This is a genomic window from Burkholderia diffusa (genome assembly GCF_001718315.1).
GTDB lineage: Bacteria > Pseudomonadota > Gammaproteobacteria > Burkholderiales > Burkholderiaceae > Burkholderia > Burkholderia diffusa_B.
Genome location: NZ_CP013363.1, coordinates 2,556,337 through 2,581,080 on the forward strand (window position 1 = coordinate 2,556,337; position 24,744 = coordinate 2,581,080).

The 24,744-nt window shown below is 67.8% G+C and carries 19 protein-coding genes; 14 read left to right on the forward strand and 5 right to left on the reverse strand.

Annotated elements, in window-relative coordinates:
- Nucleotides 1-36 precede the first annotated feature (36 nt).
- Complete coding sequence (locus WI26_RS26575; protein ID WP_059538760.1) at nucleotides 37-1,788, reverse strand: IlvD/Edd family dehydratase; 1,752 nt, start codon at nucleotides 1,786-1,788, stop codon at nucleotides 37-39.
- A gap of 114 nt (nucleotides 1,789-1,902) precedes the next feature.
- Between WI26_RS26575 and WI26_RS26580 the strand changes: the two genes are divergently transcribed.
- A complete protein-coding gene (locus tag WI26_RS26580) occupies nucleotides 1,903-2,853 on the forward strand; it encodes a LysR substrate-binding domain-containing protein (RefSeq protein ID WP_069227705.1) in 951 nt (316 codons plus the stop codon).
- Between the two features lie 43 nt (nucleotides 2,854-2,896).
- On the opposite strand, the gene WI26_RS26585 is transcribed toward WI26_RS26580, so the two are convergent.
- A complete protein-coding gene (locus tag WI26_RS26585; RefSeq protein ID WP_060321285.1) occupies nucleotides 2,897-3,373 on the reverse strand; it encodes an OsmC family protein in 477 nt (158 codons plus the stop codon).
- Nucleotides 3,374-3,467: 94 nt separating this feature from the next.
- On the opposite strand from WI26_RS26585, the gene WI26_RS26590 reads away from it, so the two are divergent.
- The gene (locus tag WI26_RS26590; protein ID WP_069227706.1) at nucleotides 3,468-4,109 is read left to right on the forward strand and encodes a GntR family transcriptional regulator; all 642 of its coding nucleotides are present in this window, start codon (nucleotides 3,468-3,470) and stop codon (nucleotides 4,107-4,109) included.
- A gap of 130 nt (nucleotides 4,110-4,239) precedes the next feature.
- Here WI26_RS26590 and WI26_RS26595 read toward each other — a convergent pair whose 3' ends face one another.
- On the reverse strand, nucleotides 4,240-5,274 hold the full coding sequence (locus tag WI26_RS26595; RefSeq protein WP_069227707.1) for a LacI family DNA-binding transcriptional regulator: 1,035 nt from the start codon (nucleotides 5,272-5,274) through the stop codon (nucleotides 4,240-4,242).
- Between the two features lie 190 nt (nucleotides 5,275-5,464).
- Here WI26_RS26595 and WI26_RS26600 point away from each other — a divergent pair, with 190 nt between their 5' ends.
- The 5 genes from WI26_RS26600 to WI26_RS26620 all read left to right on the forward strand — a co-directional run bounded on the left by WI26_RS26600 (nucleotide 5,465) and on the right by WI26_RS26620 (nucleotide 11,816).
- A complete protein-coding gene (locus tag WI26_RS26600) occupies nucleotides 5,465-6,613 on the forward strand; it encodes an ABC transporter ATP-binding protein (RefSeq protein ID WP_059914117.1) in 1,149 nt (382 codons plus the stop codon).
- 8 nt (nucleotides 6,614-6,621) lie between these two features.
- Nucleotides 6,622-8,610, forward strand: coding sequence for a beta-galactosidase (locus WI26_RS26605; RefSeq protein ID WP_069227708.1), 1,989 nt, complete (start codon nucleotides 6,622-6,624; stop codon nucleotides 8,608-8,610).
- 62 nt (nucleotides 8,611-8,672) lie between these two features.
- Nucleotides 8,673-9,932 (forward strand): ABC transporter substrate-binding protein, encoded by a 1,260-nt coding sequence (locus tag WI26_RS26610; RefSeq protein WP_069227709.1) that lies wholly within the window; start codon nucleotides 8,673-8,675, stop codon nucleotides 9,930-9,932.
- 54 nt (nucleotides 9,933-9,986) lie between these two features.
- Nucleotides 9,987-10,943, forward strand: coding sequence for a carbohydrate ABC transporter permease (locus WI26_RS26615; RefSeq protein ID WP_069227710.1), 957 nt, complete (start codon nucleotides 9,987-9,989; stop codon nucleotides 10,941-10,943).
- 21 nt (nucleotides 10,944-10,964) lie between these two features.
- On the forward strand, nucleotides 10,965-11,816 hold the full coding sequence (locus WI26_RS26620; RefSeq protein WP_039318652.1) for a carbohydrate ABC transporter permease: 852 nt from the start codon (nucleotides 10,965-10,967) through the stop codon (nucleotides 11,814-11,816).
- A gap of 160 nt (nucleotides 11,817-11,976) precedes the next feature.
- Here WI26_RS26620 and WI26_RS26625 read toward each other — a convergent pair whose 3' ends face one another.
- Both WI26_RS26625 and glcC read right to left on the reverse strand, forming a co-directional pair.
- A complete protein-coding gene (locus tag WI26_RS26625; protein ID WP_069227711.1) occupies nucleotides 11,977-13,458 on the reverse strand; it encodes a nitronate monooxygenase in 1,482 nt (493 codons plus the stop codon).
- A gap of 195 nt (nucleotides 13,459-13,653) precedes the next feature.
- Nucleotides 13,654-14,424 (reverse strand): transcriptional regulator GlcC, encoded by a 771-nt coding sequence (glcC, locus tag WI26_RS26630; RefSeq protein WP_059467372.1) that lies wholly within the window; start codon nucleotides 14,422-14,424, stop codon nucleotides 13,654-13,656.
- Between the two features lie 232 nt (nucleotides 14,425-14,656).
- On the opposite strand from glcC, the gene glcD reads away from it, so the two are divergent.
- The 7 genes from glcD to WI26_RS26665 all read left to right on the forward strand — a co-directional run bounded on the left by glcD (nucleotide 14,657) and on the right by WI26_RS26665 (nucleotide 24,730).
- On the forward strand, nucleotides 14,657-16,156 hold the full coding sequence (glcD, locus tag WI26_RS26635) for a glycolate oxidase subunit GlcD (protein ID WP_069227712.1): 1,500 nt from the start codon (nucleotides 14,657-14,659) through the stop codon (nucleotides 16,154-16,156).
- A complete protein-coding gene (glcE, locus tag WI26_RS26640; RefSeq protein WP_069227713.1) occupies nucleotides 16,156-17,238 on the forward strand; it encodes a glycolate oxidase subunit GlcE in 1,083 nt (360 codons plus the stop codon). The genes glcD and glcE overlap by 1 nt, the downstream gene beginning before the upstream one ends.
- 24 nt (nucleotides 17,239-17,262) lie before the next feature.
- A complete protein-coding gene (gene glcF, locus WI26_RS26645; protein WP_069227714.1) occupies nucleotides 17,263-18,483 on the forward strand; it encodes a glycolate oxidase subunit GlcF in 1,221 nt (406 codons plus the stop codon).
- 22 nt (nucleotides 18,484-18,505) lie between these two features.
- The gene (locus WI26_RS26650) at nucleotides 18,506-18,910 is read left to right on the forward strand and encodes a GlcG/HbpS family heme-binding protein (RefSeq protein ID WP_059914112.1); all 405 of its coding nucleotides are present in this window, start codon (nucleotides 18,506-18,508) and stop codon (nucleotides 18,908-18,910) included.
- A 35-nt stretch (nucleotides 18,911-18,945) separates the two neighbouring features.
- Entirely contained in the window at nucleotides 18,946-21,120 is a 2,175-nt protein-coding gene (locus WI26_RS26655; RefSeq protein ID WP_059508402.1) for a malate synthase G, read from the forward strand.
- Nucleotides 21,121-21,667: 547 nt separating this feature from the next.
- Nucleotides 21,668-23,230, forward strand: a complete 1,563-nt coding sequence (locus tag WI26_RS26660) for a sensor domain-containing diguanylate cyclase (RefSeq protein ID WP_069227715.1) — start codon at nucleotides 21,668-21,670, stop codon at nucleotides 23,228-23,230.
- 120 nt (nucleotides 23,231-23,350) lie between these two features.
- A complete protein-coding gene (locus WI26_RS26665; RefSeq protein ID WP_069227716.1) occupies nucleotides 23,351-24,730 on the forward strand; it encodes a cache domain-containing protein in 1,380 nt (459 codons plus the stop codon).
- Nucleotides 24,731-24,744 lie beyond the last annotated feature (14 nt).

Below are 24,744 nucleotides of genomic sequence, written 5' to 3' on the forward strand. Positions count from 1 at the left end.
CGTTACGCGAGCCGCCGCCCGCGCCCCGTCTGCCGCTCAATGCGAATGACTCGGCACGTCGGCGCCGCGCATGCCGACCAGGAAGTCGAGGTCGCACCCCTCGTCGGCCTGCAGCACGTGATCGATGTACAGCCGCGCGTAGCCGCCCTTGCCGAGCTGTCCGGCCACGCCGGGCGACGCGGTGGGATCGACGTCCGACAGGCGGCGCTGCAGTTCGTCATCCGTAATGTCCAGGTGCAGCGTGCCGGCCTCGCAGTCGAGTTCGATCCAGTCGCCGTTGCGCACGGCGGCCAGCGGCCCGCCCGCGGCGGCTTCCGGCGCGACGTGCAGCACGACCGTGCCGTAAGCCGTGCCGCTCATCCGCGCATCCGAGATCCGCACCATGTCCTTCACGCCTTGACGCAGCAGCTTCGGCGGCAGGCCCATGTTGCCGACCTCGGCCATCCCCGGATACCCGCGCGGTCCGCAGTTCTTCAGCACCAGCACCGAGCTGGCATCGACGTCGAGCGCTTCGTCGTTGATGGTCGCCTTGTAGTGATCGAGGTTCTCGAACACCACCGCGCGGCCGCGATGCTTCAGCAGCTCGGGGCTCGCCGCCGACGGCTTCAGCACCGCACCGCGCGGCGCGAGATTGCCGCGCAGGATGCAGATGCCGCCGTCCGCGATCAACGGCCGATCGAGCGGGCGAATCACTTCGTCGTCGTAGTTCGGCGCTTCGCGCACGTTGTCCCACAGCGACTTGCCGTTGACCGTCAGGGCATCCGGGTGCGGCAGCAGCCCGCCTTCGCCGAGCCGGCGCAGCACGGCCGGCAGCCCGCCCGCGTAATAGAACTCCTCCATCAGGAAGCGCCCCGACGGCATCAGGTCGACGATCGTCGGCGTGTCGCGGCCGATGCGCATCCAGTCCTCGAGCTCGAGCGGCACGCCGATGCGGCCCGCGATCGCCTTCAGGTGGATCACCGCATTGGTCGAGCCGCCGATTGCCGCATTCGCGCGGATCGCATTCTCGAATGCGGCGCGCGTCAGGATCTTCGACAGCACGAGCCCTTCGAGCGCCATCTCGACGATGCGGATGCCCGACATGTGCGCGAGCACGTAGCGACGCGAATCGACAGCCGGAATCGCCGCGTTGTGCGGCAGCGCGACGCCGAGCGCCTCGGCCATGCACGCCATCGTCGACGCCGTGCCCATCGTGTTGCAGGTGCCGGCCGAGCGCGACATGCCGGCTTCCGCCGACAGGAAATGGTGCAGGTCGATCTCGCCCGCCTTCAGCGATTCATGCAACTGCCACACGGCCGTGCCCGAGCCGATATTCTTGCCCTCGAGCTTGCCGTTCAGCATCGGCCCGCCCGACACGACGATCGCCGGCACGTCGCAACTCGCCGCGCCCATCAGCAGCGCCGGGGTCGTCTTGTCGCAGCCGGCGAGCAGCACGACCGCGTCGATCGGGTTGCCGCGGATCGCTTCCTCGACGTCCATCGACGCCAGGTTGCGCGTGAGCATCGCCGACGGCCGCAGGTTCGATTCGCCGTTCGAGAACACCGGGAACTCGACCGGGAAGCCGCCCGCTTCGAAGATCCCGCGCTTCACGTGCTCGGCGAGCTTGCGGAAGTGCGCGTTGCACGGCGTCAGTTCGGACCACGTGTTGCAGATGCCGATGATCGGCCGGCCGTCGAACTCGTGATCGGGAATCCCCTGGTTCTTCATCCAGCTCCGGTACATGAAGCCGTTCTTGTCGTTCGTGCCGAACCATTGGGTGGAGCGCAGCCTGGGTTTTGTTGCCGACATCGTCAGTCCTGTGGTGACGGGATACCGGCGCAGTCTAGGCAGAATTTTGATAACTCGCTAATGACGTTTTAGGCGATTACGATATCGATTCCGATATCGATATAAACCCGTACGATGCAAGAAGCCAGCCCGTGGGGAAACCGCAGCCGCCTGAAGACCCGCCAGCTCCTGCTGGTCGTCGCGCTCGCCGACGAAGGCAGCATTCACCGCGCGGCGGCCGCGCTGAACATGACGCAGCCGGCCGCGTCGAAGCTGTTGCGCGAGCTCGAGGAATCGATCGGCGCGGTGCTGTTCGAGCGGCTGCCGCGCGGGATGCGGCCGACGCTGTATGGCGACGCGCTGATCCGCCACGCGCGCGCGGCGCTCGGCAGCCTCGACCAGGCGCGCGAGGAACTCGCCGCGCTGAAGGCCGGCCATCTCGGGCACGTGGCGGTAGGCGCGATCACGTCGCCGGGGCTGCGGCTCGTGCCGCCGGCCGTCGCCGCCGTGAAGGGGACGCATGCGAACGTGCGCGTGTCGGTGTCGATCGACACGAGCAACGCTCTGCTAGAACATCTCGCACAGGACAAGCTCGACATCGTGCTCGGCCGGCTGTCCGCCGAACACGACAAGTTGCACCTGCGTTACGAGCCGCTGACCGGCGAGCCGGTGGCCGCGGTCGTGCGGCCCGGCCATCCGCTGCTCGCACAGGCGCCGCTGTCGCTCGCCGACGTGCAGCGTGCCGCATGGGTCATGCCGCCGGCCGGCAGCGTGCTGCGCCATCGCTTCGAGCTCGTGTTCCAGCGCGCGAGCCTCGCGCCGCCCGCGAATGTGGTTGAAACGGCCGCGCTGCTGTTCATCACGCAGCTGATCGAGCAGAGCGACATGATCGCGGTGCTCGCGGAGGACGTCGCGCTGTACTACGCGCGACACGGGATCGTGTCGGTGCTGCCGCTGGAGATGGACTGCCGGATGGACGATTTCGGGATCATCACGCGCACCGACCGGCTGCATTCGCCGGCTGTCGAGGTGATGGCGGACGCGATTCGGGCGGCGGCGCGGGAGGTGTATGGGATCGTGTTGTAACGCGGCGCGGCCCCGTTTCGTCCGGCCTGCTCCATGACTGGCATCACACCGCAGCAAACTCGATCACCGGTTCGCACCGGACCGGGAAATTCACCGAATTCGCCACATAGCACTTCGCATGCGCGTCGTGATGCAGCCGCTCGGCCAGCGCGCGATCGTCGCCCGCGCGGATCGTCACGCGCGGATGCAGCACGATTTCGGTGAAGCGCCCCGGCTCGGGATTGTCGAGCATAGTCCCTTCGGCGTCGTCGACATACGCGAGCACGCGCACGCCCGCATCCGCACACAGATGCAGATACCAGAGCTTGTGGCACGCCGATACCGAAGCCAGCAGCAGGTCTTCCGGATTCCACCGCGCCGCGTCGCCGCGAAACGCCGCATCCGACGAGCCGGGAATGTCCGGCTTCGAACCCGCCCGGATCACGTGATCGCGGCCGTATTCGCGATACCCCGACGTGCCGGTGCCCCGGTTACCGGTCCACTCCACTGCCACGCGGTATTTATGTTCGCCATGCGCCATCTCGCTCTCCTTCGATATCGGAACGTGAGGCCGCCATTGTGGCACCGGAATGTCGTTTGGTATACCATTATTCCAAACTGAGGAACGCGAAGGGATGGAAGCCAGACTCGATTCCACGGCGGACGCCGTGGCCGCATCGTTGCGGGAGATGATCATCAACGGCGAGTTGCAGGCAGGCGAGCGGCTCGTCGAGCGCGATCTCGCCGAGCGTTTCGGGATCAGCCGGATTCCGATGCGCGAAGCGATCCAGCGCCTTGAACGCGAAGGACTGCTGGACATCTTCCGCAATCGCGGCGCGGTCGTGCGGATGCTGAGCGCGTCCGACGTGCAGGAAATCTACGACATGCGCACGCTGCTCGAAGGCGATGCGATCTACCGCAGCGTGAAGCGGCTCGACGGCGAGACGCTCGTCCGCGCCGAACTCGTGCACCGGCTGCTCGGCGAATCGAACGTGCCGCGCCGGCAAGGCGAGCTGAATCGCGAATTCCATGCGCTGTTGTATTCGTGTTGCGGCAATGAGCGGCAATTGAAGGCGATCGCGGAATTGCGCAGCCAGGTCGAACGATATGAGCGCCTGCAGGCCACGCTGCTCGCGGACACACCGTCGTTCCAGATCGAGCATGAGGAAATCCTGCAAGCGTGCCGCGACCGCAATGCACGCGGCGCCCGCGCGATGACGGTCGCGCATCTCGATTCGGCCCGGCGCATCGTGATGCGGCTCGTCGAAGGCGAATGACGCAGACGGACGATGCGACCCGCCTCGTCATGTCACCCATCGGCCGGCGAACCATCCCCCGTTTGCAGCTTGCGGGTCTCGCCCGAGCGCTTGCGAAACGCGCGACACGCATCGCGACCGCACGCGACGTCTACGCCGTCGTTCGCCGTCCCGGCGCCGCCCCCGTCGTACCGCGCACCACCAGCCGCGGCACCGACGCCGTCCGCACGCGCGACGCATCGTCGATCTTCCCGCCCGCCTCGCGCAACGCGTTCAGCAGTTCGACCGCGAGCCCCGCAGCCTCGCCGGTCGGGATCGCGACGGTCGTCAGCGTCGGACGTGTATCGCTTGCCAGATGAATATCGGTGATGCCGACGATCGACAGATCATCGGGCACGCGCCTGCCGCGATCGGCTGCCGCGTGCAGCGCGCCGATCGCGGGCAGGTCGTTGGTCGCGACCAGCGCGGTCAGCTCCGGATGCGCGTCGAGCAGCCGGCCCGCCGCGCGCACGCCGCCTTCGATCGAATCGTGCCCGGTGCCGATGCGCGACGCATCCAGCCCGGCTTCGCGCATCACATCGACGAAGCCGTCATAGCGCGCGGCCTGCACGCCGTTTGCGGACCCGCCGACGATCATGCCGATTTCGCGATGGCCGAGCGCGAGCAGATGCCGAGTCGCGATCCGCCCCGCCTCGCGGAAATCCACCGCCACGCACGGCAACCCTTCGGGTGGCGCATCGGGCCGCTCCCACAAGCACAGCACGACCGGCACGCCGCGCCGTGCGACGTCGACCAGATCCGGCAGGTGCAGGTTCGCATTGGTCACGAGAATGCCTTCGGAGATCGTGCCGGCGATCTGGTCGAGATACGCGCGCCCCTGCAACGGATCTTCATTCGTATTGCAGACGATCAGGAATTGCCCGTTGCGCCGCACCGCGCGCTCGACCGCGAGCGCGAACTCCGGGTAGAACGGGTTCGCGATGCTCGATACCATCAGCGCGACCGTCGGCGCGCGCCCTTCCGCCAGCGCCCGCGCGGCCAGATGCGGCCGGTAGCCCAGCGCCTGCACCGCTTCGAGCACCCGCGCACGGGTGGCTTCGCCGACCCGGCCGCGGTTGCGCAGCACGTTCGAAACCGTCGCGGCCGTTACGCCGGCGCGGCGGGCCACTTCATCGAGTGTCGCCATCCGTTGCTCACTATATGAGACGTTGATCCAATATTTGCTTCACCCACCGAAGCGGCGCACTATCGCCGCACACCCTGCCGCCCGACCAACGGGCGCGACTCGGCCGCGATCGCTATCGGCGCTTTTTTTGATCGCGATGGTTAAGCGCTTAAGCATCGACGAAAGCGCATTAGAACATGGAGCGGAGACAATGGCGAGCATCTCGATGCGGCGCGTGCAGAAAGCCTACGGCGAGCACGCGCCGGTCATTCGCGACGTCGATCTGGAGATCGGCGCACACGAGTTCTGCGTGTTCCTCGGTCCGTCCGGCTGCGGCAAGTCGACCCTGCTGCGGATGATCGCGGGCCTCGAGGATCTGAGCGACGGCGAGCTTTCGATCGACGGCCGCCGCGTCGACGACGTACCGGCCGCCGAGCGCGGCGTCGCGATGGTGTTCCAGAGCTACGCGCTGTTTCCGCACATGACGGTCTACGAGAACATGGCGTTCGGGCTGAAGCTCGCGCGCGTGCCGAAGGCCGAGATCGACCGGAAGGTGCGCGACGCCGCGCGGATCCTGCAGCTCGACACGCTGCTCGAGCGCAAGCCGAAGGCACTATCCGGCGGCCAGCGGCAGCGCGTCGCGATCGGCCGCGCGATCGTGCGCGAGCCCGGCGTGTTCCTGTTCGACGAACCGTTGTCGAACCTCGACGCGGCGTTGCGCGGCCAGACCCGCATCGAGATTGCGAAGCTGCACCGGCAGTTCGAACGCGCGAGCGTCGTCTACGTGACGCACGACCAGACCGAGGCGATGACGCTCGCCGACAAGATCGTGCTGCTGCACGCCGGCGCGGATACCGCGCAGCATGGCAGCATCGCGCAGGTCGGTGCGCCGCTCGACCTCTATCACCATCCGGCGAGCCGCTTCGTCGCCGGCTTCATCGGCTCGCCGCGGATGAACTTCCTGCCGGCCGTCGTCGCTGCCTGCGACGCGCAACGCACGACCGTCACCGTCGTGCCGTCCGGCGAAACCTTCACGCTGCCGCGCGACGGCTCAGCCCTTGCGCCGGGCGCGGCGGTGACGCTCGGCATCCGCCCCGAACACCTGACCCTCGGTGCCGCGCACGACGCGACCACACTGGCGCGCGACGTCGTGCTCGTCGAGCGCCTCGGCGAGCAAACCTACGTGCACGTCGATCAGCCCGGCGGCACGCCGCTGATCGCGAAGGTCCCCGGCGATGCGCCGCTGCGTCGCGGCGAACGCGTGCACGCGCATGCGCCGGCCGCCGCCTGTCATCTCTTCACCGAAGACGGCCGCGCGGTGCCCGCGTGCGCCGACCTTCCCGTCCACCACTACGCATAAGGATCGGCATGCGCCTCGGAGTCTGTTACTACCCGGAACACTGGCCGGAATCGATGTGGGCCGACGACGCCCGCCGGATGAAGGCACTCGGCATCGCGCAGGTGCGGATCGCCGAATTCGCGTGGAGCCGCATCGAGCCGTCGCCGGGCGAATACGACTGGGGCTGGCTCGACCGCGCGGTCGACGTGCTCGGCGCGGCCGGTCTCGAGATCGTGATGTGCACGCCCACCGCGACGCCGCCGAAGTGGCTCGTCGACCGTCACCCCGACATCCTCGCGATCGGCGCGGACGGCCGGCCGCGCACGTTCGGTTCGCGCCGCCACTACGACTTTTCGTCGCCGACTTATCTCGAAGCGTCGCGCCGCATCTGCTCGGCGGTGGCCGAACGCTACGGCCGCCACCCGGCCGTGCGCTACTGGCAGACCGACAACGAGCTCGGTTGCCACCAGACGGTCGTCAGTTATTCGCCCGCCGCGCTCGTGCGTTTTCGCGCATGGCTGCAGGCGCGCTACGGCACGATCGACGCGCTGAACCGCGCGTGGGGTACCGTGTTCTGGAGCATGGAGTACCGGCATTTCGATGAAGTCGACGCGCCGGTCGGCACCGTGACCGAAGCGCATCCGTCGCACCGCCTCGACTACCGGCGCTTCGCGTCGGACGAGCTCGCGCGCTATCACCGGATGCAGGTCGCCGTGATCCGCACGCATTCGCCGGGCCGGCCCGTCGCGCACAATTTCATGCAGCTCTTCACCGAGTTCGACCATTACGAAGTGGCGCGCGACCTCGACGTTGCGACGTGGGACAGCTATCCGCTCGGCGCGCTGGAAGAGCAATGGTTCGCCCCCGACGTGAAGGCGCGCTGGCTGCGCACCGGCCATCCGGATTTCGCGTCGTTCAATCACGATCTCTATCGCGGAATGTCGAAGCTGCCGTTCTGGGTGATGGAGCAGCAGCCGGGGCCCGTGAACTGGGCGCATTGGAACCCCGCGCCGCTGCCGGGCATGGTGCGCCTGTGGAGCTGGGAAGCGTTCGCGCACGGCGCCGGCTGCGTGTCGTACTTCCGCTGGCGTCAGGCGCCGTTCGCGCAGGAGCAGATGCATGCGGGCCTCCACACGCCGGACGATCGGCTCGACGAAGGCGGCCGCGAAGCGCAGCGCGTCGCACGCGAGATCGCGGCCGTGCTCGACGCCGGCGCCGACGCGAACGGCGCGGTGCGCGCCCCCGTCGCGCTCGTGTTCGACTACGAAGCGAAGTGGCTGTTCGAAGTGCAGCCGCAGGGCGCCGATTTCCACTACCCGCGCTTTGCGTTCGAGTACTACTCGGCGCTGCGTTCGCTGGGCCTCGACGTCGACATCGTTTCCGCGCACGCACCGCTCGACGGCTATCGGCTTGTCGTCGTGCCGCCGCTGCCGATCGTGCCGGACGACTTCGCGGCACGGCTCGCCGCCTCGGGCGCGCATGCGGTGTTCGGCCCGCGCACCGGCTCGAAGACTGTCGATCTGCGGATTCCGCCGGCACTGCCGCCCGGCCCGCTTGCCTCAATCCTGCCGGTGCGCGTATGGCGCGTCGAATCGCTGCGGCCGAACGTGACCGAGCGGATCGACGGCACGTTGCACGACGGCGCACCGCTCACCGGCGACGCACGTCACTGGCGCGACCTCGTCGAGCTGAACGACGACGATGTGCACAGCGTCGTGCGCGCGCGCTTCGCCGACGGCCATCCGGCCTGGGTGTCGCACGGCACGCTGCACTACTGGGCCGCGCTGTTCGACGATGCCACCACCGCGCGCCTGTTCGCCGACGTCGCAGTCGAAGCCGGCCTGACACCGTCGCCGCTCGGTGACGGCGTGCGCGTAAGCCGGCGCGGCGGCCTGACCTACGTATTCAACTACGGCAGCACGCCGCACACGATCGATGCGGTGCAGCCGTCCGCGTTCGTGGTCGGCGCCGCGCAGGTCGAGCGGCAAGGCGTCGCCGTGTACCGAAGCCGTTCGTAGCAACCGCCCCCGGCGCGCGACGCGCCGGTCAAGCACAACGACACACAGGAATGGAGACACACATGACACATCGCCCCCTTCGCGTCGCCGCCCGGCTTGCGACCGCCGCCGCCATCGCGTTCGCTTCGTTCGGCGCCGCGGCGCCGGCCAACGCGGGCACGCTGACGATCAACATCGCGTTCAAGGGCGCCAGCCAGCGCGCGGTCTGGCAGTCGACGCTCGAGGCGTTCCACAAGGCGCATCCCGACATCGACGTGAAGCCCACCTTCGTCGACGAGGAAGCGTACAAGGTGCAGCTTCCCGCGTGGCTCACGACCGTCGCACCCGACGTCGTGAACTGGCACGCCGGCGAACGCATGGCGTATTACGCGAGGCGCGGGCTGTTCGAGGGCCTGAGCGGCGACTGGAAGAAGAACGGCTGGGACGCGATGTACGCGTCGACGCGCGACGCATCGTCGTACAACGGCAAGCAGTACGCGGCGCCGACCGTCTACTACTCGTGGGGGCTGTTCTACCGCAAGGACCTGTTCCGCAAGGTCGGCATCGCCGACGAGCCGAAGACCTGGGACCAGTTCCTCGACGCATGCAAGAAGCTGAAGGCGGCCGGCATCACGCCGATTGCGATCGGCGGCCGCGACGCGTGGACGCTCGCCGGCTGGTTCGACTATCTCGACCTGCGCCTGAACGGCAATGCGTTCCACCAGCAGCTGATGGCCGGCGACGTGCCGTACACCGACCCGCGCGTGAAGAAGGTCTACACGACGTGGAAATCGCTGATCGATTCGGGCTACTTCATCGACAACGCGCTGTCCTACGATCTCGACGGCGCGCAGCCGTTCCTGTTCCAGGGCAAGGCCGCGATGATGCTGATGGGCACCTTCATCGCGGCGGGCTTTCCGCCGAACGTGAAGCAGGAAATGGGCTACTACCGCTTCCCGATCATCGACCCGAAGGTGCCGACCGCGGAGGACGGGCCGGTCGAATCGCTGCACATCCCGACGAAGGCGAAGAACAAGGCCGACGCGCATACGTTCCTCGCGTTCGTCGAAACGCCCGAAATAGGCGCGAAGCTCGCGGAAGGGCTCGGCTCGCTGTCGGCCAACAGCAAGTCGCCGGAACCGGCCGATCCGATCTCGCGAATCGGCTTCCGGATCCTCGCCGACACCCGCGGCGGCGTCGCTCAGTTCTACGACCGCGACATGACGAAGGAAATGGCCGACGAAGGGATGAAGGGGATGCAGCAGTTCCTCGCGAATCCTGCGCAGCTCGACACCGTGCTCGCGCAACTCGAGCAGACCCGCAAGCGGATCTACAAGAAGTAACCGCACGACCCCGGCGGCGGCCCCGTGCCGCCGCGTCCGCCCAGGAGGCTTGCCGTGTCCAGTCCGATCACGTCCAGACCCGTCGAAACACCTGTCGCACCGGCCGCCGCGCCGCCGGCCGGCAGGTCGCCCGCCGCGCTGCGCGCGCGCCGCCCGTCGCCGGCCGTGCGGCGGCAACGGCGCGCCGCGTGGCTCTTTCTCGCGCCAGCGTGCGCCATGGTTGCCGTCTATGTGATCTGGCCGATCCTGTCGACGCTGTGGCTGAGCCTTTGCAACTGGGACGGGATGACCGAGCGCACGTTCGTCGGTCTCGCCAACTACGCCGAGCTGCTGCACGCGCCGACGTTCTACACCGCGCTGCGCAACAACGTGATCTGGCTCGCGCTGTTCATGCTCGCGCCGCCGCTCGGCCTCGCGCTCGCGCTGTACCTGAACCAGGCGGTGGCCGGCATCCGGCTCGTGAAGTCGCTGTTCTTCGCGCCGTTCGTGTTGTCGGGCGTGGTCGTCGGCCTGATCTTCTCGTGGTTCTACGATCCGACCTTCGGGCTGCTCGCGTTGATTGCCGGACACGGAATTCCGGTACTCGGCGATGCGCGCTACGCGACGTTCGGCATCGTATTCGCCGCGCTGTGGCCTCAAACCGCGTATTGCATGATCCTGTACCTCACCGGCCTCACGTCGGTGAACCCGGAACAGATCGAAGCGGCGCGGATGGAAGGCGCGCGCGGCTTCGCGCTGCTGTGGCACGTCGTGCTGCCGCAGTTGCGACCCACCACGTTCATGGCGATCGTCGTCACGGTGATCGGCGCGTTGCGCAGCTTCGACCTGATCTCGGTGATGACGGGCGGCGGCCCGTTCGAGAGCTCCACCGTGCTCGCGTATTACATGTACGACCAGGCGATCAAGTACTACCGGCTCGGCTATTCCGCGGCGATCGCGGTCGTGCTGTTCGCGATCATGCTCGTCTACATCGTGTTCCAGTTGCGCCGCATGCTGCGCAACGAGCAGTGACATTCCGGGGATGCCTTCATCATGTTTCCGACACCCGTTGCCCACTGGAAGCCGGTCTCGCGCCGGCTGTACAAGCTGTCGCTGCCCGTCGCGCTGGTGATCTGGCTGCTGCCGATGATCGCGGTGTTCGTCACGTCGGTGCGCTCGACCGAGGAACTGGTCGAAGGCCACTATTGGGGCTGGCCGCGACACTTCTCGATGATCGAGAACTATCGCGACGCGCTGACCACGTCGCCGATGCTGCATTACTTCTGGAACAGCGTGCAGATCACGGTGCCGTCGGTGCTCGGGTCGATCGCGCTGGCCGCGATGGCCGGGTTCGCGCTGGCGACTTACCGATTTCGCGGGAATGCCGCGTTGTTCGGCACGTTCGTCGCGGGGAACTTCGTGCCCGTGCAGGTGCTGATGATTCCCGTGCGGGATCTGTCGCTCAGGCTTGGGGTATTCAATACGGTCGAAGCGTTGATTCTCTTTCACGTCGCGTTTCAGACGGGGTTCTGTACGCTGTTTCTGCGCAATTTCATCAAGCAGTTGCCGTTCGAGCTGATCGAGGCGGCGCGGATCGAGGGCGCGGGGGAGTGGACGGTGTTCTGGCGGATCGTGTTGCCGCTGATCCGGCCGGCGTTGGCGGCGCTTGCCATTCTCGTGTTCACGTTCGTGTGGAACGATTACTTCTGGGCACTGTGCCTTACGCAGGGCGACGAGGCTGCGCCGATTACCGCAGGGGTCGCGGCGCTGAAGGGGCAATGGACGACTTCATGGAACCTTGTCTCGGCCGGGTCGATTCTTGCCGCGTTGCCATCGGTCGCGATGTTCTTCGCGATGCAGAAGCATTTCGTGGCCGGGCTCACGTTCGGGGCGACGAAAGGTTGAACTCACCCTGATCGCCGATCGCCGATCGTCGATTCGGATCTCCCCCTCTTCATCGAGAGGATTGCCCGCTTCGGCGGGCTTTTTTTTGTTCCGCGCAGCGTGCCGCGACGCGCGGCACCCATTCTCGGCACGCCTGGCGAAAATTACCGAAGCAGGTCTGTTACGCGTCGCCCGGCCGATCTTCCCGCAACCTCGCCTCCACGGCACCGATGTTCTTCTCATGCGCGACCAGCATCAACGACAGCGCGTGATGGATATCCGGATCGCCGAGCGTGGGCAGCAGTGCCTGCAGTTTGCGCACGACCCAGCGTTGCCCGCGGTTCAAGAAGGCCATCCGCTCGGTCAGATCGTCGATCGCCATCGCCTTCTCATAGAACGCGCCTGTCGCGCGCGACGGTGTCGCACCGAGCGTTCGAATCGCATCGACGAGCACGCTGCACCAATGCGCTTCGTCCTGCCGAACATGCGCGATCAATCGGTGAAGTTCCGCATCTTCAGTCACCTCTGATGCAGTCTCGGACGCAACGCGCGCCCCCGCCCGCTCCGCCTCCAGCAGTTCGTCGAGCGCCGCGAGCAATGCCGTGCGATCCTCATTCGCGTCGACCGCCGACGAAGTCGCCGCCCCTTTCTCGACAATCGCCGCCGCATCGCGCACGATCCGACGCAGCACGTCGCCAGCCGATTCGATCGCTCGAATTCGCCCTGCTCCCGTGCCCGCATACAACGCCATCGCCTCGAAATCACCGGTCATCGTACGCAGCGGCGAATCAGTGCTGAACAGATAAATCGGCCGACCTTCTTCGTCGCCGATCACCACGCGCCCTTCGCCGAACGGATCGCCGCGCTCGCCACGCGTCACGCTCGATGGCAGCACACGAACTCGCGCACCGCGCGGCCAGTTGATGTGAAAGATGTCGGTCAACAGCGTGTCGCCCTCACGCGCATCGACGATCCGCTGCTGGTGATACGCGTGCGCGAACGACTCGTGCGTCGCGATGAAGGCCGTACCCATCACCGCCCCTTGCGCACCGAGCGCCATTGCGGCGGCAACGTCCGCGCCGTCGACGATCCCGCCCGCGGCGAGCACCGGCAACCGCGTCGCGCGCATCACTTCAGGCAACAGCTCGGCCAATGGCCGATCGCCACGCACGTGGCCGCCAGCCTCGCGCCCCTGAGCGATCAGCGCCTGCGCCCCCGCCGCCTCCGCCGCGCGCGCATCGTCGAGCGAGCCCACCTGGTGAACCACCCGCACGCCCGCATCGCGCAGACGACGCACGACGCCCGGCATCACGTCCCAGAACAACGCAACGACGGGCACGCGCAATTCGATACACGCGTCGATCTGCGCATCGAGCAATTCGGGCGGCGTCGACGCGGGAATCAGATTCACACCGAACGGCCGCTCGGTCGCCGCACGCACCCGCTCGACCTCGCGCCGAATCAGCGTGACCGGCTCCCGCACCATCCCGAGAAAACCGAATCCGCCAGCGGCGCTTACCGCACTCGCGAGCTCCGCCCGCGCGACGCCGCCCATGCCCGCGAGCACGATCGGCCATGCACAGCCGAGCAGGTCGCAGACGGGGCGATGCAGGATCTGGACGGCGCGGGCCTCGGGCCCGTCGCCACGCGTCGGAATCGACATGCAGCGTCCTCCTTCAAGGATCGGCGGCGCGTCACGATCAACCGCGAAGATGTGTATCGCGCAAGGGCGAAACGGGTCGTGTCGGGCCACGCATCGAATGGATCATATTGTGACATATTCGCCGACAACGCCGCACGGCGAGCGCAATATGTCTGATACATGTCACGGTGCCAACAGCCACGCCGGCTCGCGCGCTCAGGCCCACCCTTCAAGGCGCAGCGTCGAGCGCACGAGCCGCTGCTCCTCCGCTTCGATCTCGCGAAGATAGTCGACGCACTGCCGAATATGCTCGCTCGCGGCCTTGCGCGCCTGGTCAGGCAGCCGCCCGGTCACCGCGTTGTAGAGCCGCGCGTGCTGACGGTCGATCTGCTTCTTCAGCGGCTCGCGGTGATAGAGGTTGTTCACCGACGCGAACACCGAACTGAGCAGCAGATCGGTCAGCGACTGCAGCGTGTTGACGAGCACCGGATTGTGCGACGCCTCGCAGATCGCAAGATGGAACGCATGGTCGAGCTTCGCGCGCGCGGCCGGATCGAGATCCTGCGCATCGGCTGCGGTCATTTCCTCGTAGCGACGCCTGATCAGGATGAAGTCGGCGGGCGTGCCGCGCAGCGCGGCGAGCCGGGCGGCTTCGGTCTCGAGCATCCCCCGCACTTCGAACAGGTCGTAGAGCGTGCGCGGTTGCGAGCCGAGGAGATGCATCATGGGCGAGATTTCGCGCTGCGGGGTCAGGCTCGCGACGAACGAACCCTTGCCGTGCGTCGTGTCGATGATTCCGCGCGCGCGCAGCAGCTTCATCCCTTCCCGCACGGCCGTGCGCGACACGCCGAGCTTCTCGGTGAGCCGCCGCTCGGACGGCAGCGCCTGCCCGGCCTTGAGCACGCCGTCGACGATCAGCTGCTCGATCCGCTCGGCGACGACGTCGGCGACATTGCGCGCCGGCGCTTGTCGATCCTGCTTTTCCATACTGGTATGACCACTTCGGAAGAATATCGTCGATTTTCGCACAAATCCTTGTAGTAATTGGGTTTTATATCGTCGATCAAACCAGCCTCGAAGCCCGTTTCGAAAAACTGGTATGACCACACCTTCGACGTCTGGACACACCCCTTCCGCCCGCCAAGAATGCGGTCCATCCGGCGCGCCGTGCATCCCGCGGCCGCCTGCATGGTGGAGTTGGTGGAGACGGAGACACACGATGAGTTTCACCTACGACGAACGGATCGACGGCCCGCTGGCGACCGTCGATCGCGACACAGTCGTCGCAGCACTGCACGCGGCGGCGCCCGGCCTCGACGTACTGCACGAGCGCGAGGCGCTCAAGCCGTTCGAGTGCGACGGCCTTGCCGCATACCGCACGGTGCCGCTCGCGGTCGCGCTGCCCGACACGGTCGAGCAGGTCCGCGCGGTGCTGCGCGTCGCGGCCGCGCACGGCGTGCCGGTGGTCGCGCGCGGCGCGGGCACCGGCTTGTCGGGCGGCGCGATGCCGCTCGAAAAGGGCATCCTGCTCGTGATGTCGAAGTTCAACCGGATCCTCGGAATCGACGCCGATGCCGGCATCGCGCGAGTGCAGCCCGGCGTGCGCAACCTCGCGATCTCGCAGGCCGCGGCGCCGTACGGCCTCTACTACGCGCCCGATCCATCGTCGCAGATCGCATGCTCGATCGGCGGCAACGTCGCCGAAAACGCGGGCGGCGTGCACTGCCTCAAATACGGGCTGACGGTGCACAACATCCTGAAGGTCGAGATCCTGACGATCGACGGCGACACGCTGACGCTCGGCGCCGACGCGCTCGACGCCCCCGGCTTCGACCTGCTCGCGCTGTTCACCGGCTCGGAGGGGATGCTCGGCATCGTCACCGAGGTGACGGTGAAACTGCTGCCGAAACCGCCGAGCGTGAAGGTGCTGATGGCGAGCTTCGACGACGTCGCCGAAGCCGGCGCGGCGGTCGCGCGGATCATCGGCGCGGGCGTGATCCCCGGCGGGCTCGAGATGATGGACAACCTTGCGATCCGCGCGGCCGAGGACTTCATCCATGCGGGCTATCCGGTCGACGCGCAAGCCATCCTGCTGTGCGAACTCGACGGCGCGGCCACCGATGTCGACGAAGACGCGGAACGCGTCGCCGCGCTGCTGCGCGACGCGGGCGCATCGGAGATCCGGGTCGCGCGCGACGAAGCGGAGCGTCAGCGCTTCTGGGCCGGCCGCAAGAACGCGTTCCCGGCGGTCGGCCGCATGTCGCCCGACTACTACTGCATGGACGGAACGATCCCGCGCCGCGAGCTGCCGCGCGTGCTCGAAGGCATCGCCGCGCTGTCCGCCGAATACGCGCTGCCGGTCGCGAACGTGTTCCATGCGGGCGACGGCAACATGCATCCGCTGATCCTGTTCGACGCGAACCGCACCGGCGAGCTCGACCGCGCGGAGGCGCTGGGCGGCAGGATCCTCGAGCTGTGCGTCGCGGTGGGCGGCAGCATCACCGGAGAACACGGCGTCGGGCGCGAGAAGATCAACCAGATGTGCGTGCAGTTCAACGCCGACGAAATCACGTTCTTCCACGCGGTGAAGGCCGCGTTCGATCCGCAGCGCCTGCTCAATCCCGGCAAGAACATCCCGACGCTGCATCGCTGCGCCGAATTCGGCGCGATGCACGTGCATCACGGCAAGCTGCCGTTTCCCGAACTGGAGCGCTTCTGATGCGACGCGAACGCGAACCCGAATCGATCGACGACAGCGCGGCGCTCATCGCGCAGGTCGACGCCGCGATCCACGATCGCCAGCCGCTGCATATCCACGGCGCGGGCACGAAGGCGTTCGTCGGCCGCGCCGTCGAAGGCCGCACGCTCGACGTGCGCACACACCGCGGCATCGTCGCGTACGACCCGACCGAACTCGTCATCACCGCGCGCGCGGGCACACCGCTCGCGGAACTGGAGGCGATGCTCGACGCGGCCGGCCAGATGCTGCCGTGCGAGCCGCCGACGTTCGGCGGCTCGGCCACCGTCGGCGGGATGTTCGCAGCCGCGCTGTCGGGGCCGCGCCGCCCGTGGGCCGGCGCGGTGCGCGACTTCGTGCTCGGCTGCCGCGTGATCACCGGCCACGCGAAACATCTGCGCTTCGGCGGCGAGGTGATGAAGAACGTCGCGGGCTACGACGTGTCGCGGCTGCTCGCGGGCAGCTTCGGCTGCCTCGGCGTCGTGACGGAGGTGTCGCTGAAGGTGCTGCCGAAGCCGCGCGCGACCGGCGATCTGGCGCTGTCGCTCGCTGCCGCCGAAGCCGTGCAGCGGGTCGCCGGATGGCGTCGCGCGGGGCTGCCGCTCGCGGGCGCGTGCCACGCGGACGGCGTGCTGCGCGTGCGACTCGAAGGCGGCGAAGGCTCGGTAAAGGCCGCGCGCGACACGATCGGCGGCGAGCGCATGGACGATCGCGACGACGGGTTCTGGCCGCGACTGCGCGACCTGTCGTTGCCCTTCTTCGACGATCCGCGCCCGCTGTGGCGCGTGTCGGTGGCGGCCGCCGCGCCGCTCGATTCGCTCGCCGGCGCGCAGCTCGTCGACTGGGGCGGCGCGCAGCGCTGGCTGAAAACCAGCGCTGCTCCGGCCGACGTGCAGCGGTTCGCCGCGCAGTGGGGCGGCCATGCGACCTGCTTCACGCCCGGCACGACGTCCGAACCGTTGCAGCCGCTGCCGCCCGCGCTGCTGCGCGTGCACCGCCAGTTGAAGGCGCAACTGGATCCGCATGCGATTTTCAACCCCGGCCGCCTGTACGCGGACGTCTGAACGCCAACCCGATTCGAACCGCCGATGCAAACCAATCTCAGCGAAGCCAGCAAGGCCCTCGACCGGGCCGACGAAGCGGAAGCGATCCTGCGCGCATGCGTGCACTGCGGCTTCTGCAATGCGACCTGCCCGACCTACCAGGTGCTCGGCAACGAGCTCGACGGGCCGCGCGGACGCATCTACCTGATCAAGCAAATGCTCGAGGGTGAACCGTGCGGCGAACGCACGCAGCAGCATCTCGACCGCTGCCTGAGCTGCCGCAACTGCGAGACGACCTGTCCGTCCGGCGTGCGCTATCACACGCTGCTCGACATCGGCCGCGCGGAAGCCGAGAAGCGCGCGCGGCGTCCGGCGCGCGAGCGCATGCTGCGCGCCGGCCTGCGTCACGTCGTGCCGCGGCCGGCGACTTTCGCCGCGCTGCTGAAGGCCGGCCGTGCGCTGCGGCCGCTGCTGCCCGGCGCGCTGCAGGACAAGATCCCGGCCGCCGTGCCCGCGGCCACACCGCGCCCGCCCATGCGCCATGCCCGGCGCGTGCTGATGCTGGAAGGCTGCGTGCAGCCCGCGTTGTCGCCGAACACGAACGCGGCTGCCGCGCGCGTGCTCGACCGGCTCGGCATCAGCGTGACGCCCGCGCGCGAGGCCGGCTGCTGCGGCGCGACCGAATATCACCTGAACGCGCAGGATGCCGGGCTTGCACGCGCACGCCGCAACATCGATGCGTGGTGGCCCGCGATCGAGGCCGGCGCGGAAGCGATCGTGCTGACGGCGAGCGGCTGCGGCGCGTTCGTGAAGGAATACGGCGATCTGTTGCGCTCCGACCCCGCCTATGCGGACAAGGCGCGGCGCGTCAGCGCGCTCGCGCGGGACCTCGCGGAAGTGATCGCGGCCGAACCGCTCGACGCACTGGCCGATGCGACGCCGCGCCGCGTCGCGGTCCACTGCCCATGCACGCTGCAGCACGCGCAGCGGCTCGGCGGCGCGGTGGAGGGCATCCTGACGCGGCTCGGCTTCGATCTGACGAATGTCGCCGACGGCCATCTGTGCTGCGGCTCGGCGGGCACCTATTCGCTGACGCAGCCCGAACTCGCCGCCCGGCTGCGCGACAACAAGCTCGACGCGCTCGAAGCCGCACGGCCCGACCTGATTGTCACGGCCAACGTCGGCTGCCAGACTCATCTGAACGGCGCGGGCCGCACGCGCGTGCGCCACTGGATCGAGCTCGTCGACAACCGACTCGTCAACTGACCGCTGATTCCGGAGGAACACCATGAAAACGAAGCCCGAACTCGAACTCGCCGACGTCGAACGCATGCTCGCCGCCGCCCGCGCGGAAGCCGAGCGTCACGGCTGGGCCGTGTCGATCGCCGTCGTCGACGACGGCGGGCATCTGCTCGCGTTCGCACGCCTCGACGGTGCGTCGGCGGCCAGCGCCAGCATCGCGCAGGACAAGGCGCGCGCGGCGGCGCTCGGCCGTCGCGAGACGAAGGCGTATGAGGATATGATCAACGGTGGCCGCACAGCGTTTCTGAGCGTGCCGCTGACGGGGTTGCTCGAAGGCGGCGTGCCGGTGACGGTGGATGGCCGTATTGCGGGCGCGATCGGTGTGTCTGGCGTAAAGTCCGAACAGGATGCGCAGATCGCCCGCGCCGGCACACAAAGCGTCGCGGCCTGATCCGCGCGCGTTTTTCATCCCCGGGAGGAATCACGATGATCGACCAAGCAGGACTGCAAGTCGCCCCAGCGCTGAGCCAGTTCATTGAAAACGAAGCACTGCCGGGTACCGGCATCGACAAGGCCGCATTCTGGAGCGGTTTCTCGGCCCTGGTGCACGACCTCGCGCCGCGCAACCGCGAACTGCTCGCGGAACGCGACCGCCTGCAGCAGGAACTCGACGCGTGGCATCGCGCGCACCCCGGCCCGGTGCGCGACCATGCCGCGTATCGCGCGTTCCTCGAACGAATCGGCTACCTCGTGCCGGTCCCGTCGAATGTCGCGGCAGCCACCGCGAACGTCGACAGCGAGATCGCGACGCAGGCCGGCCCGCAGCTCGTCGTGCCGCTCTCGAACGCGCGTTATGCGCTGAACGCCGCGAACGCACGGTGGGGCAGCCTGTACGACGCACTGTACGGCACCGACGCGCTGCCGGAGGACGGCGGCGCCGAGCGCACCACGGCCTACAACCCGACGCGCGGCCAGCGCGTGATCGACTACGCACGCGACGTGCTCGACAACGCGGCGCCGCTCGCGAGCGGCTCGCACCGCGACGCACTGCGCTATCGCGTGGAAGACGGCCAGCTCGCCGTCGAAACCGGCAAGGGCGTCGTGCACCTCGCACAGCCCGCGCAGTTCGTCGGTTATCAAGGCGCGGCAGGCGCACCATCCGCGATTCTGCTGAAGCACAACGGCCTGCACCTCGAGATCCAGATCGACGCGTCGACCCCCATCGGCCGCGCCGATCTCGCAAACGTGAAGGACGTCGTGCTCGAAGCCGCGGTCAGCACGATCATCGACTGCGAGGATTCGGTCGCGGCGGTCGACGCCGAAGACAAGGTTCAGCTCTATCGCAACTGGCTCGGCCTGATGCAGGGCACGCTGGTCGAGGAAGTCGCGAAGGGCGGCAAGACCTTCACGCGCCGCCTGAACGCCGATCGCGAATACACGACGCCGGCCGGCGGCACGCTGACGCTGCACGGCCGCTCGCTGCTGTTCGTGCGCAACGTCGGCCACCTGATGACCAACGGCGCGGTGCTCGACCGCGACGGCAACGAAATTCCGGAAGGGATTCTCGACGGCGTCGTCACGGTGCTGTGCTCGCTGCACGACCTGAAGGCGAAGCGCAACTCGCGCACGGGCTCGATCTACATCGTGAAGCCGAAGATGCACGGCCCCGTCGAAGTCGCGTTCGCCGACACGCTCTTCGCGCGCATCGAGGATCTGTACAACCTGCCGCGCAACACGCTGAAGATGGGCATCATGGACGAGGAGCGCCGCACCAGCGTGAACCTCGCCGCGTGTATCGCCGCGGCCGCCGCGCGCGTCGCGTTCATCAACACCGGCTTCCTCGACCGCACCGGCGACGAGATGCACACCGCGATGGAAGCGGGCCCGATGATCCGCAAGGGCGACATGAAGACGTCGGCATGGATCCAGGCGTACGAGCGCAACAACGTGCTCGCCGGGCTGTCGGCCGGCCTGCGCGGCCGCGCGCAGATCGGCAAGGGCATGTGGGCGATGCCGGACCTGATGCATGCGATGCTCGAGCAGAAGATCGCGCATCCGCGCGCCGGCGCGAACACCGCGTGGGTGCCGTCGCCGACCGCCGCGACGCTGCATGCGCTGCACTACCACCTCGTCGACGTGCAGGCCGTCCAGCAGGAACTCGAAAAGACGCCGTATGCAAGCGAACGCGACGCGCTGCTCGAAGGCCTGCTGACCGTGCCGGTCGTCGAACGCGCCGAGTGGAGCGAAGCCGAGATCCTGAGCGAAGTCGAGAACAACGCGCAGGGCATCCTCGGTTACGTCGTGCGCTGGGTCGAGCAGGGTGTCGGTTGCTCGAAGGTACCGGACATCCACGACGTCGGCCTGATGGAAGACCGCGCGACGCTGCGCATCTCGAGCCAGCACATCGCGAACTGGCTGCGCCACGGCGTGATCACCGAGGCGTTCGTGCTCGACGTGTTCAAGCGGATGGCGCGTGTCGTCGATCAGCAGAATGCCGGCGATCCGAACTATCGCCCGATGGCACCCGGCTACGACCAGTCGACGGCATTCAAGGCCGCGTGCGCGCTGGCGCTGCAAGGCACGTCGCAGCCGAGCGGTTATACCGAGCCGCTGCTGCATCGTTTCCGGCTCGCATACAAGGCGCAGCAGCGCGGCGCGTAAACCATCGGCATGCGGGCTTTCCCGCATGCGGTTTCGCGAAACGGGCGGCCATCATGGCCGCCCGTTTTTCATCCGCGAATTCACGCGGCCCCTGAAATCGATAATCGGCCCATATCGCACGACTTCAAGTTGCCGCTTCACCGGCCGTTAAAGCAGTAAAACCGATCGTAAGATTCGTGCCGCTCTCGCCCCCGCGCAAAGCCTTGTACGGCAACGCTCCACGCGCGATTGGCAAGTATCCGCCGCGACGATAATTTGATCCGGATCAACGGTCCGCAACATTCTGCGCGTAGACGAATACGCGCGTTATACTCGGATCAATCCGCGCCGCCCGATTCGTCGGATCGTCGAATCGCGGCCAATCGTCCCGGTGAATGGCGTGATTCCTGCGGTTTATCCGGCCGCAATCATCGATGATCGGCGCCGGTTCCGCCGGTCGATCGGCGGCATGCGCATTGGAGACCGCATACCCGATCGCCGCCGACAAATCATACGAACAATCGCATCGGCCCGCCGCCTGGCGGCGATGCCCATCGATCCACGGACCATGGCAGAAACCGACTACGCAATGCCCAGCGAATCCGGCCTCACGGGCCGTATCGCCGCGCAACTGCGCCGGGTCCTGCTGCCGCACCTGATCTTCTATTCAGGGCTGCTGATCGCGCTGCTTCTATTGCTGCTGTGCGCCATCGTGCTGTACGAAGGCCGCATCGACGCGCGCGATCTCGCGCGCACCACCCAGGAGAACATCGCGCTGATGGCGTCGTGGGACATCGAGCGCAACATCGAGATCTATTCGCTGTCGCTGCAGGCGGTCGTCGACGGCTCGAACGATCCCGCGGTCGCCACGCTGCCGATGTCGCTGCGCCGCCAGGTGCTGTTCGACCGCGCGACGACGGCCAAATACCTCGGCGGCATCTACGTGCTCGACGCGAACGGCGACATCGCGGTCGACGGCATGAGCGATGTGCCGCGCAAGGCCAACTTCGGCAACGAACCGTATTTCACGGTGCACCGCGACCACCCGAACGTCGGCCTGTACGTCAGCGATCCGTACCATTCGCGGCTGCGCGGCGGCTCGCTGAGCATCGCGCTCAGCCGGCGGATCACGCGGCCCGACGGGTCGTTCGGCGGCGTCGCCGTGATGTCGATCCGCCTCGAATATTTCCAGAACCTGTTCTCGCGCCTGGCGCTCGGCGATCGCGGCTCCGTCGCGTTGATCAACACCGACGGCCGGATGGTCGCGCGCAAGCCGTACGATCCGGCGATCGTCGGCCGCGACATCAGCAAGGCCAGCACGTTCCGGCACTTCATGACCGCGAACGAGGGCAGCTTCGCCGATACCGCGTCGATCGACGGCGTGCGGCGCCTGTACGTGTTCCGGCATCTCGACAACCTGCCGCTGATCATCATGGTCGCGCGTTCGGAAGCCGACACCTATGCCGCGTGGTACGACCGCGCGATTCCGATCGGCTCGGCGATGGTCATGCTCGCGCTCGGCTTCGTCGGCCTGTCGCTGCTGCTCGACGTGCAACTGCGCAAGCGTCACCGCGCGGAAGCGGAACTGCGGGCGCTCGCACGCACCGACGGCCTCACCGGCCTCGACAACCGTCGCATGCTCGACGTCACGCTCGAGCGCGAATGGCGCCGCGCGGCACGCTCGCAACACGCGCTGTCGCTGCTGTTCGTCGACGTCGATCACTTCAAGCGCTACAACGACACGCAAGGCCATCAGGCCGGCGACGACGCGCTCGCCGCGGTTGGCCGCTGCATCGCAGGCTGCCTGCGGCGCCCGGCCGACTACGCGGCCCGCTACGGCGGCGAGGAGTTCGTCGTCGTACTGCCCGACGTCGACACGGCCGGCGCCGTGGCGATCGCCGAAGCGGTCCGCACCGGCATCCTCGATCTCGGCATCCGGCACGCCGCGGGCTCGTCCGACCGCCTGACCGCGAGCATCGGCGTGACGACCTGCTATCCGGAACGCGGCGACAGCATCCAGGCCGCGCTGAAGCTCGCCGACGACGCGCTGTACCGTGCGAAGGAACGCGGGCGCAACCGGGTCGTCGTGCAGACGGCCGCGAGCGTCGATCGCACGCCGCGGCGCGCCTGAGTCACGACGGGCCGGCAGGCCGCTGCGCTGCCGCCCGCGGGCGAAATCGCCGACAATATCGGCTCGCCGCGCCGCCGCGCCACCCATGCGCCGGCCGGCCCGCGCCCGCTTCACACCACCATGAGACTCAAGGCAAAGATTTTCCTTCTGGCCATCGTGCCATTCCTGCTCGCGATCGCCGGAATCGGTTTCGGCGTGCGGCAGCAGGCAACGTCGCTCGCGCGCACGCAGCATGCGACGATTCAGGCCGCGTACCTGTCCAGCAAGGAAGTCGAACTGAGGCATTACGTCGAGCTCGCGACGAGCGCGATCATGCCGCTGTACGACGCGAGCGGCCGCAACGCGCGCGACGACGCATTGCTGCGCACGCAGGCGCTCGCGATGCTGCAGAAGATGGATTTCGGCCCCGACGGCTATTTCTTCGTGTACGACCTGCACGGCAATGCGCTGATGCATCCGCGCGAGCCCGAGCGCGTCGGTCACAACTACTGGTCGATGCGCGACCCGCAGGGCGCGCTGACGATCCAGCAGCTGATCGGCGCCGCGTCACGCGGCGGCGGCTACGTGCGCTACACGTGGCAACGGCCGTCGACCGGCAAGGCCGCGCCGAAGCTCGGCTACGTCGTCGCGCTCGAGCGCTGGGGCTGGATGGTCGGCACCGGCATCTATCTCGACGACGTCGACACCGCGCTGCAACGCATCGACGCGCGCGCGTCCGCGAACATCGAGCGGACGATGAGCTGGCTCACCGCGATCGCGCTGACCGGCGCGGCGGTGATCGCCGTCTGCGCGCTGGTGCTGAACGTCAGCGAGTCGCGCAGCGCCGACGCGAAGCTCAAGCAGCTCGCGCAGCGTGTCGTCGAATCGCAGGAGCAGGAGCGCGCGCGGCTGTCGCGCGAACTGCATGACGGGATCAGCCAGATGATGGTGTCCGCGAAGCTGATGCTCGAATCCGCGCTCGCGCGCTTCGAGCGCGGCGCGACGCGGATGACGGAAGCCGAGCAGGCGCTCGCGTCGGGCATCGGACGGCTCGGCGACACGCTGCGCGAAGTGCGACGCATCTCGCATGCGCTGCGCCCGGCGATGCTCGACGATCTCGGCCTCGCGGCCGCGCTCGAACAGCTCGTGCGCGAGCTCGGCGCCGAAAGCGGCATCGACATCGGCTACACGCAGGTGGCACACAGCGGCGCGCGGCCGTTGCCCGCGCCCGTCAACACGGCGCTGTTCCGGATCGCGCAGGAAGCACTCAGCAACATCGTGCATCATGCGCAAGCGTCGCGCGCGGCCGTCACGCTCGACGTCGGCGCGCATTCCGTCACGCTGACCATCGCCGACAACGGCTGCGGTTTCGATGCCGAGCGGTCGCAGACCGATGCGCGCCGCGGCATCGGCCTGCGCAACATGCGCGAGCGCCTCGACGCGCTCGGCGGCACATTGACGATCACGTCGCAGGTCGGCCACACCGTCGTGGCCGCGCGCGTGCCGCTGCGCGCCGCCTGAGCACGCGACCCATA

Bases quoted from the DNA above. Each gene is read 5' to 3' on its own strand.
- WI26_RS26575 (WP_059538760.1), bottom strand. From the start codon at position 1,788: ATGTCGGCAACAAAACCCAGGCTGCGCTCCACCCAATGGTTCGGCACG.
- WI26_RS26580 (WP_069227705.1), top strand. From the start codon at position 1,903: ATGCAAGAAGCCAGCCCGTGGGGAAACCGCAGCCGCCTGAAGACCCGC.
- WI26_RS26585 (WP_060321285.1), bottom strand. From the start codon at position 3,373: ATGGCGCATGGCGAACATAAATACCGCGTGGCAGTGGAGTGGACCGGT.
- WI26_RS26590 (WP_069227706.1), top strand. From the start codon at position 3,468: ATGGAAGCCAGACTCGATTCCACGGCGGACGCCGTGGCCGCATCGTTG.
- WI26_RS26595 (WP_069227707.1), bottom strand. From the start codon at position 5,274: ATGGCGACACTCGATGAAGTGGCCCGCCGCGCCGGCGTAACGGCCGCG.
- WI26_RS26600 (WP_059914117.1), top strand. From the start codon at position 5,465: ATGGCGAGCATCTCGATGCGGCGCGTGCAGAAAGCCTACGGCGAGCAC.
- WI26_RS26605 (WP_069227708.1), top strand. From the start codon at position 6,622: ATGCGCCTCGGAGTCTGTTACTACCCGGAACACTGGCCGGAATCGATG.
- WI26_RS26610 (WP_069227709.1), top strand. From the start codon at position 8,673: ATGACACATCGCCCCCTTCGCGTCGCCGCCCGGCTTGCGACCGCCGCC.
- WI26_RS26620 (WP_039318652.1), top strand. From the start codon at position 10,965: ATGTTTCCGACACCCGTTGCCCACTGGAAGCCGGTCTCGCGCCGGCTG.
- WI26_RS26625 (WP_069227711.1), bottom strand. From the start codon at position 13,458: ATGTCGATTCCGACGCGTGGCGACGGGCCCGAGGCCCGCGCCGTCCAG.
- glcC (WP_059467372.1), bottom strand. From the start codon at position 14,424: ATGGAAAAGCAGGATCGACAAGCGCCGGCGCGCAATGTCGCCGACGTC.
- glcD (WP_069227712.1), top strand. From the start codon at position 14,657: ATGAGTTTCACCTACGACGAACGGATCGACGGCCCGCTGGCGACCGTC.
- glcE (WP_069227713.1), top strand. From the start codon at position 16,156: ATGCGACGCGAACGCGAACCCGAATCGATCGACGACAGCGCGGCGCTC.
- glcF (WP_069227714.1), top strand. From the start codon at position 17,263: ATGCAAACCAATCTCAGCGAAGCCAGCAAGGCCCTCGACCGGGCCGAC.
- WI26_RS26650 (WP_059914112.1), top strand. From the start codon at position 18,506: ATGAAAACGAAGCCCGAACTCGAACTCGCCGACGTCGAACGCATGCTC.
- WI26_RS26655 (WP_059508402.1), top strand. From the start codon at position 18,946: ATGATCGACCAAGCAGGACTGCAAGTCGCCCCAGCGCTGAGCCAGTTC.
- WI26_RS26660 (WP_069227715.1), top strand. From the start codon at position 21,668: ATGGCAGAAACCGACTACGCAATGCCCAGCGAATCCGGCCTCACGGGC.
- WI26_RS26665 (WP_069227716.1), top strand. From the start codon at position 23,351: ATGAGACTCAAGGCAAAGATTTTCCTTCTGGCCATCGTGCCATTCCTG.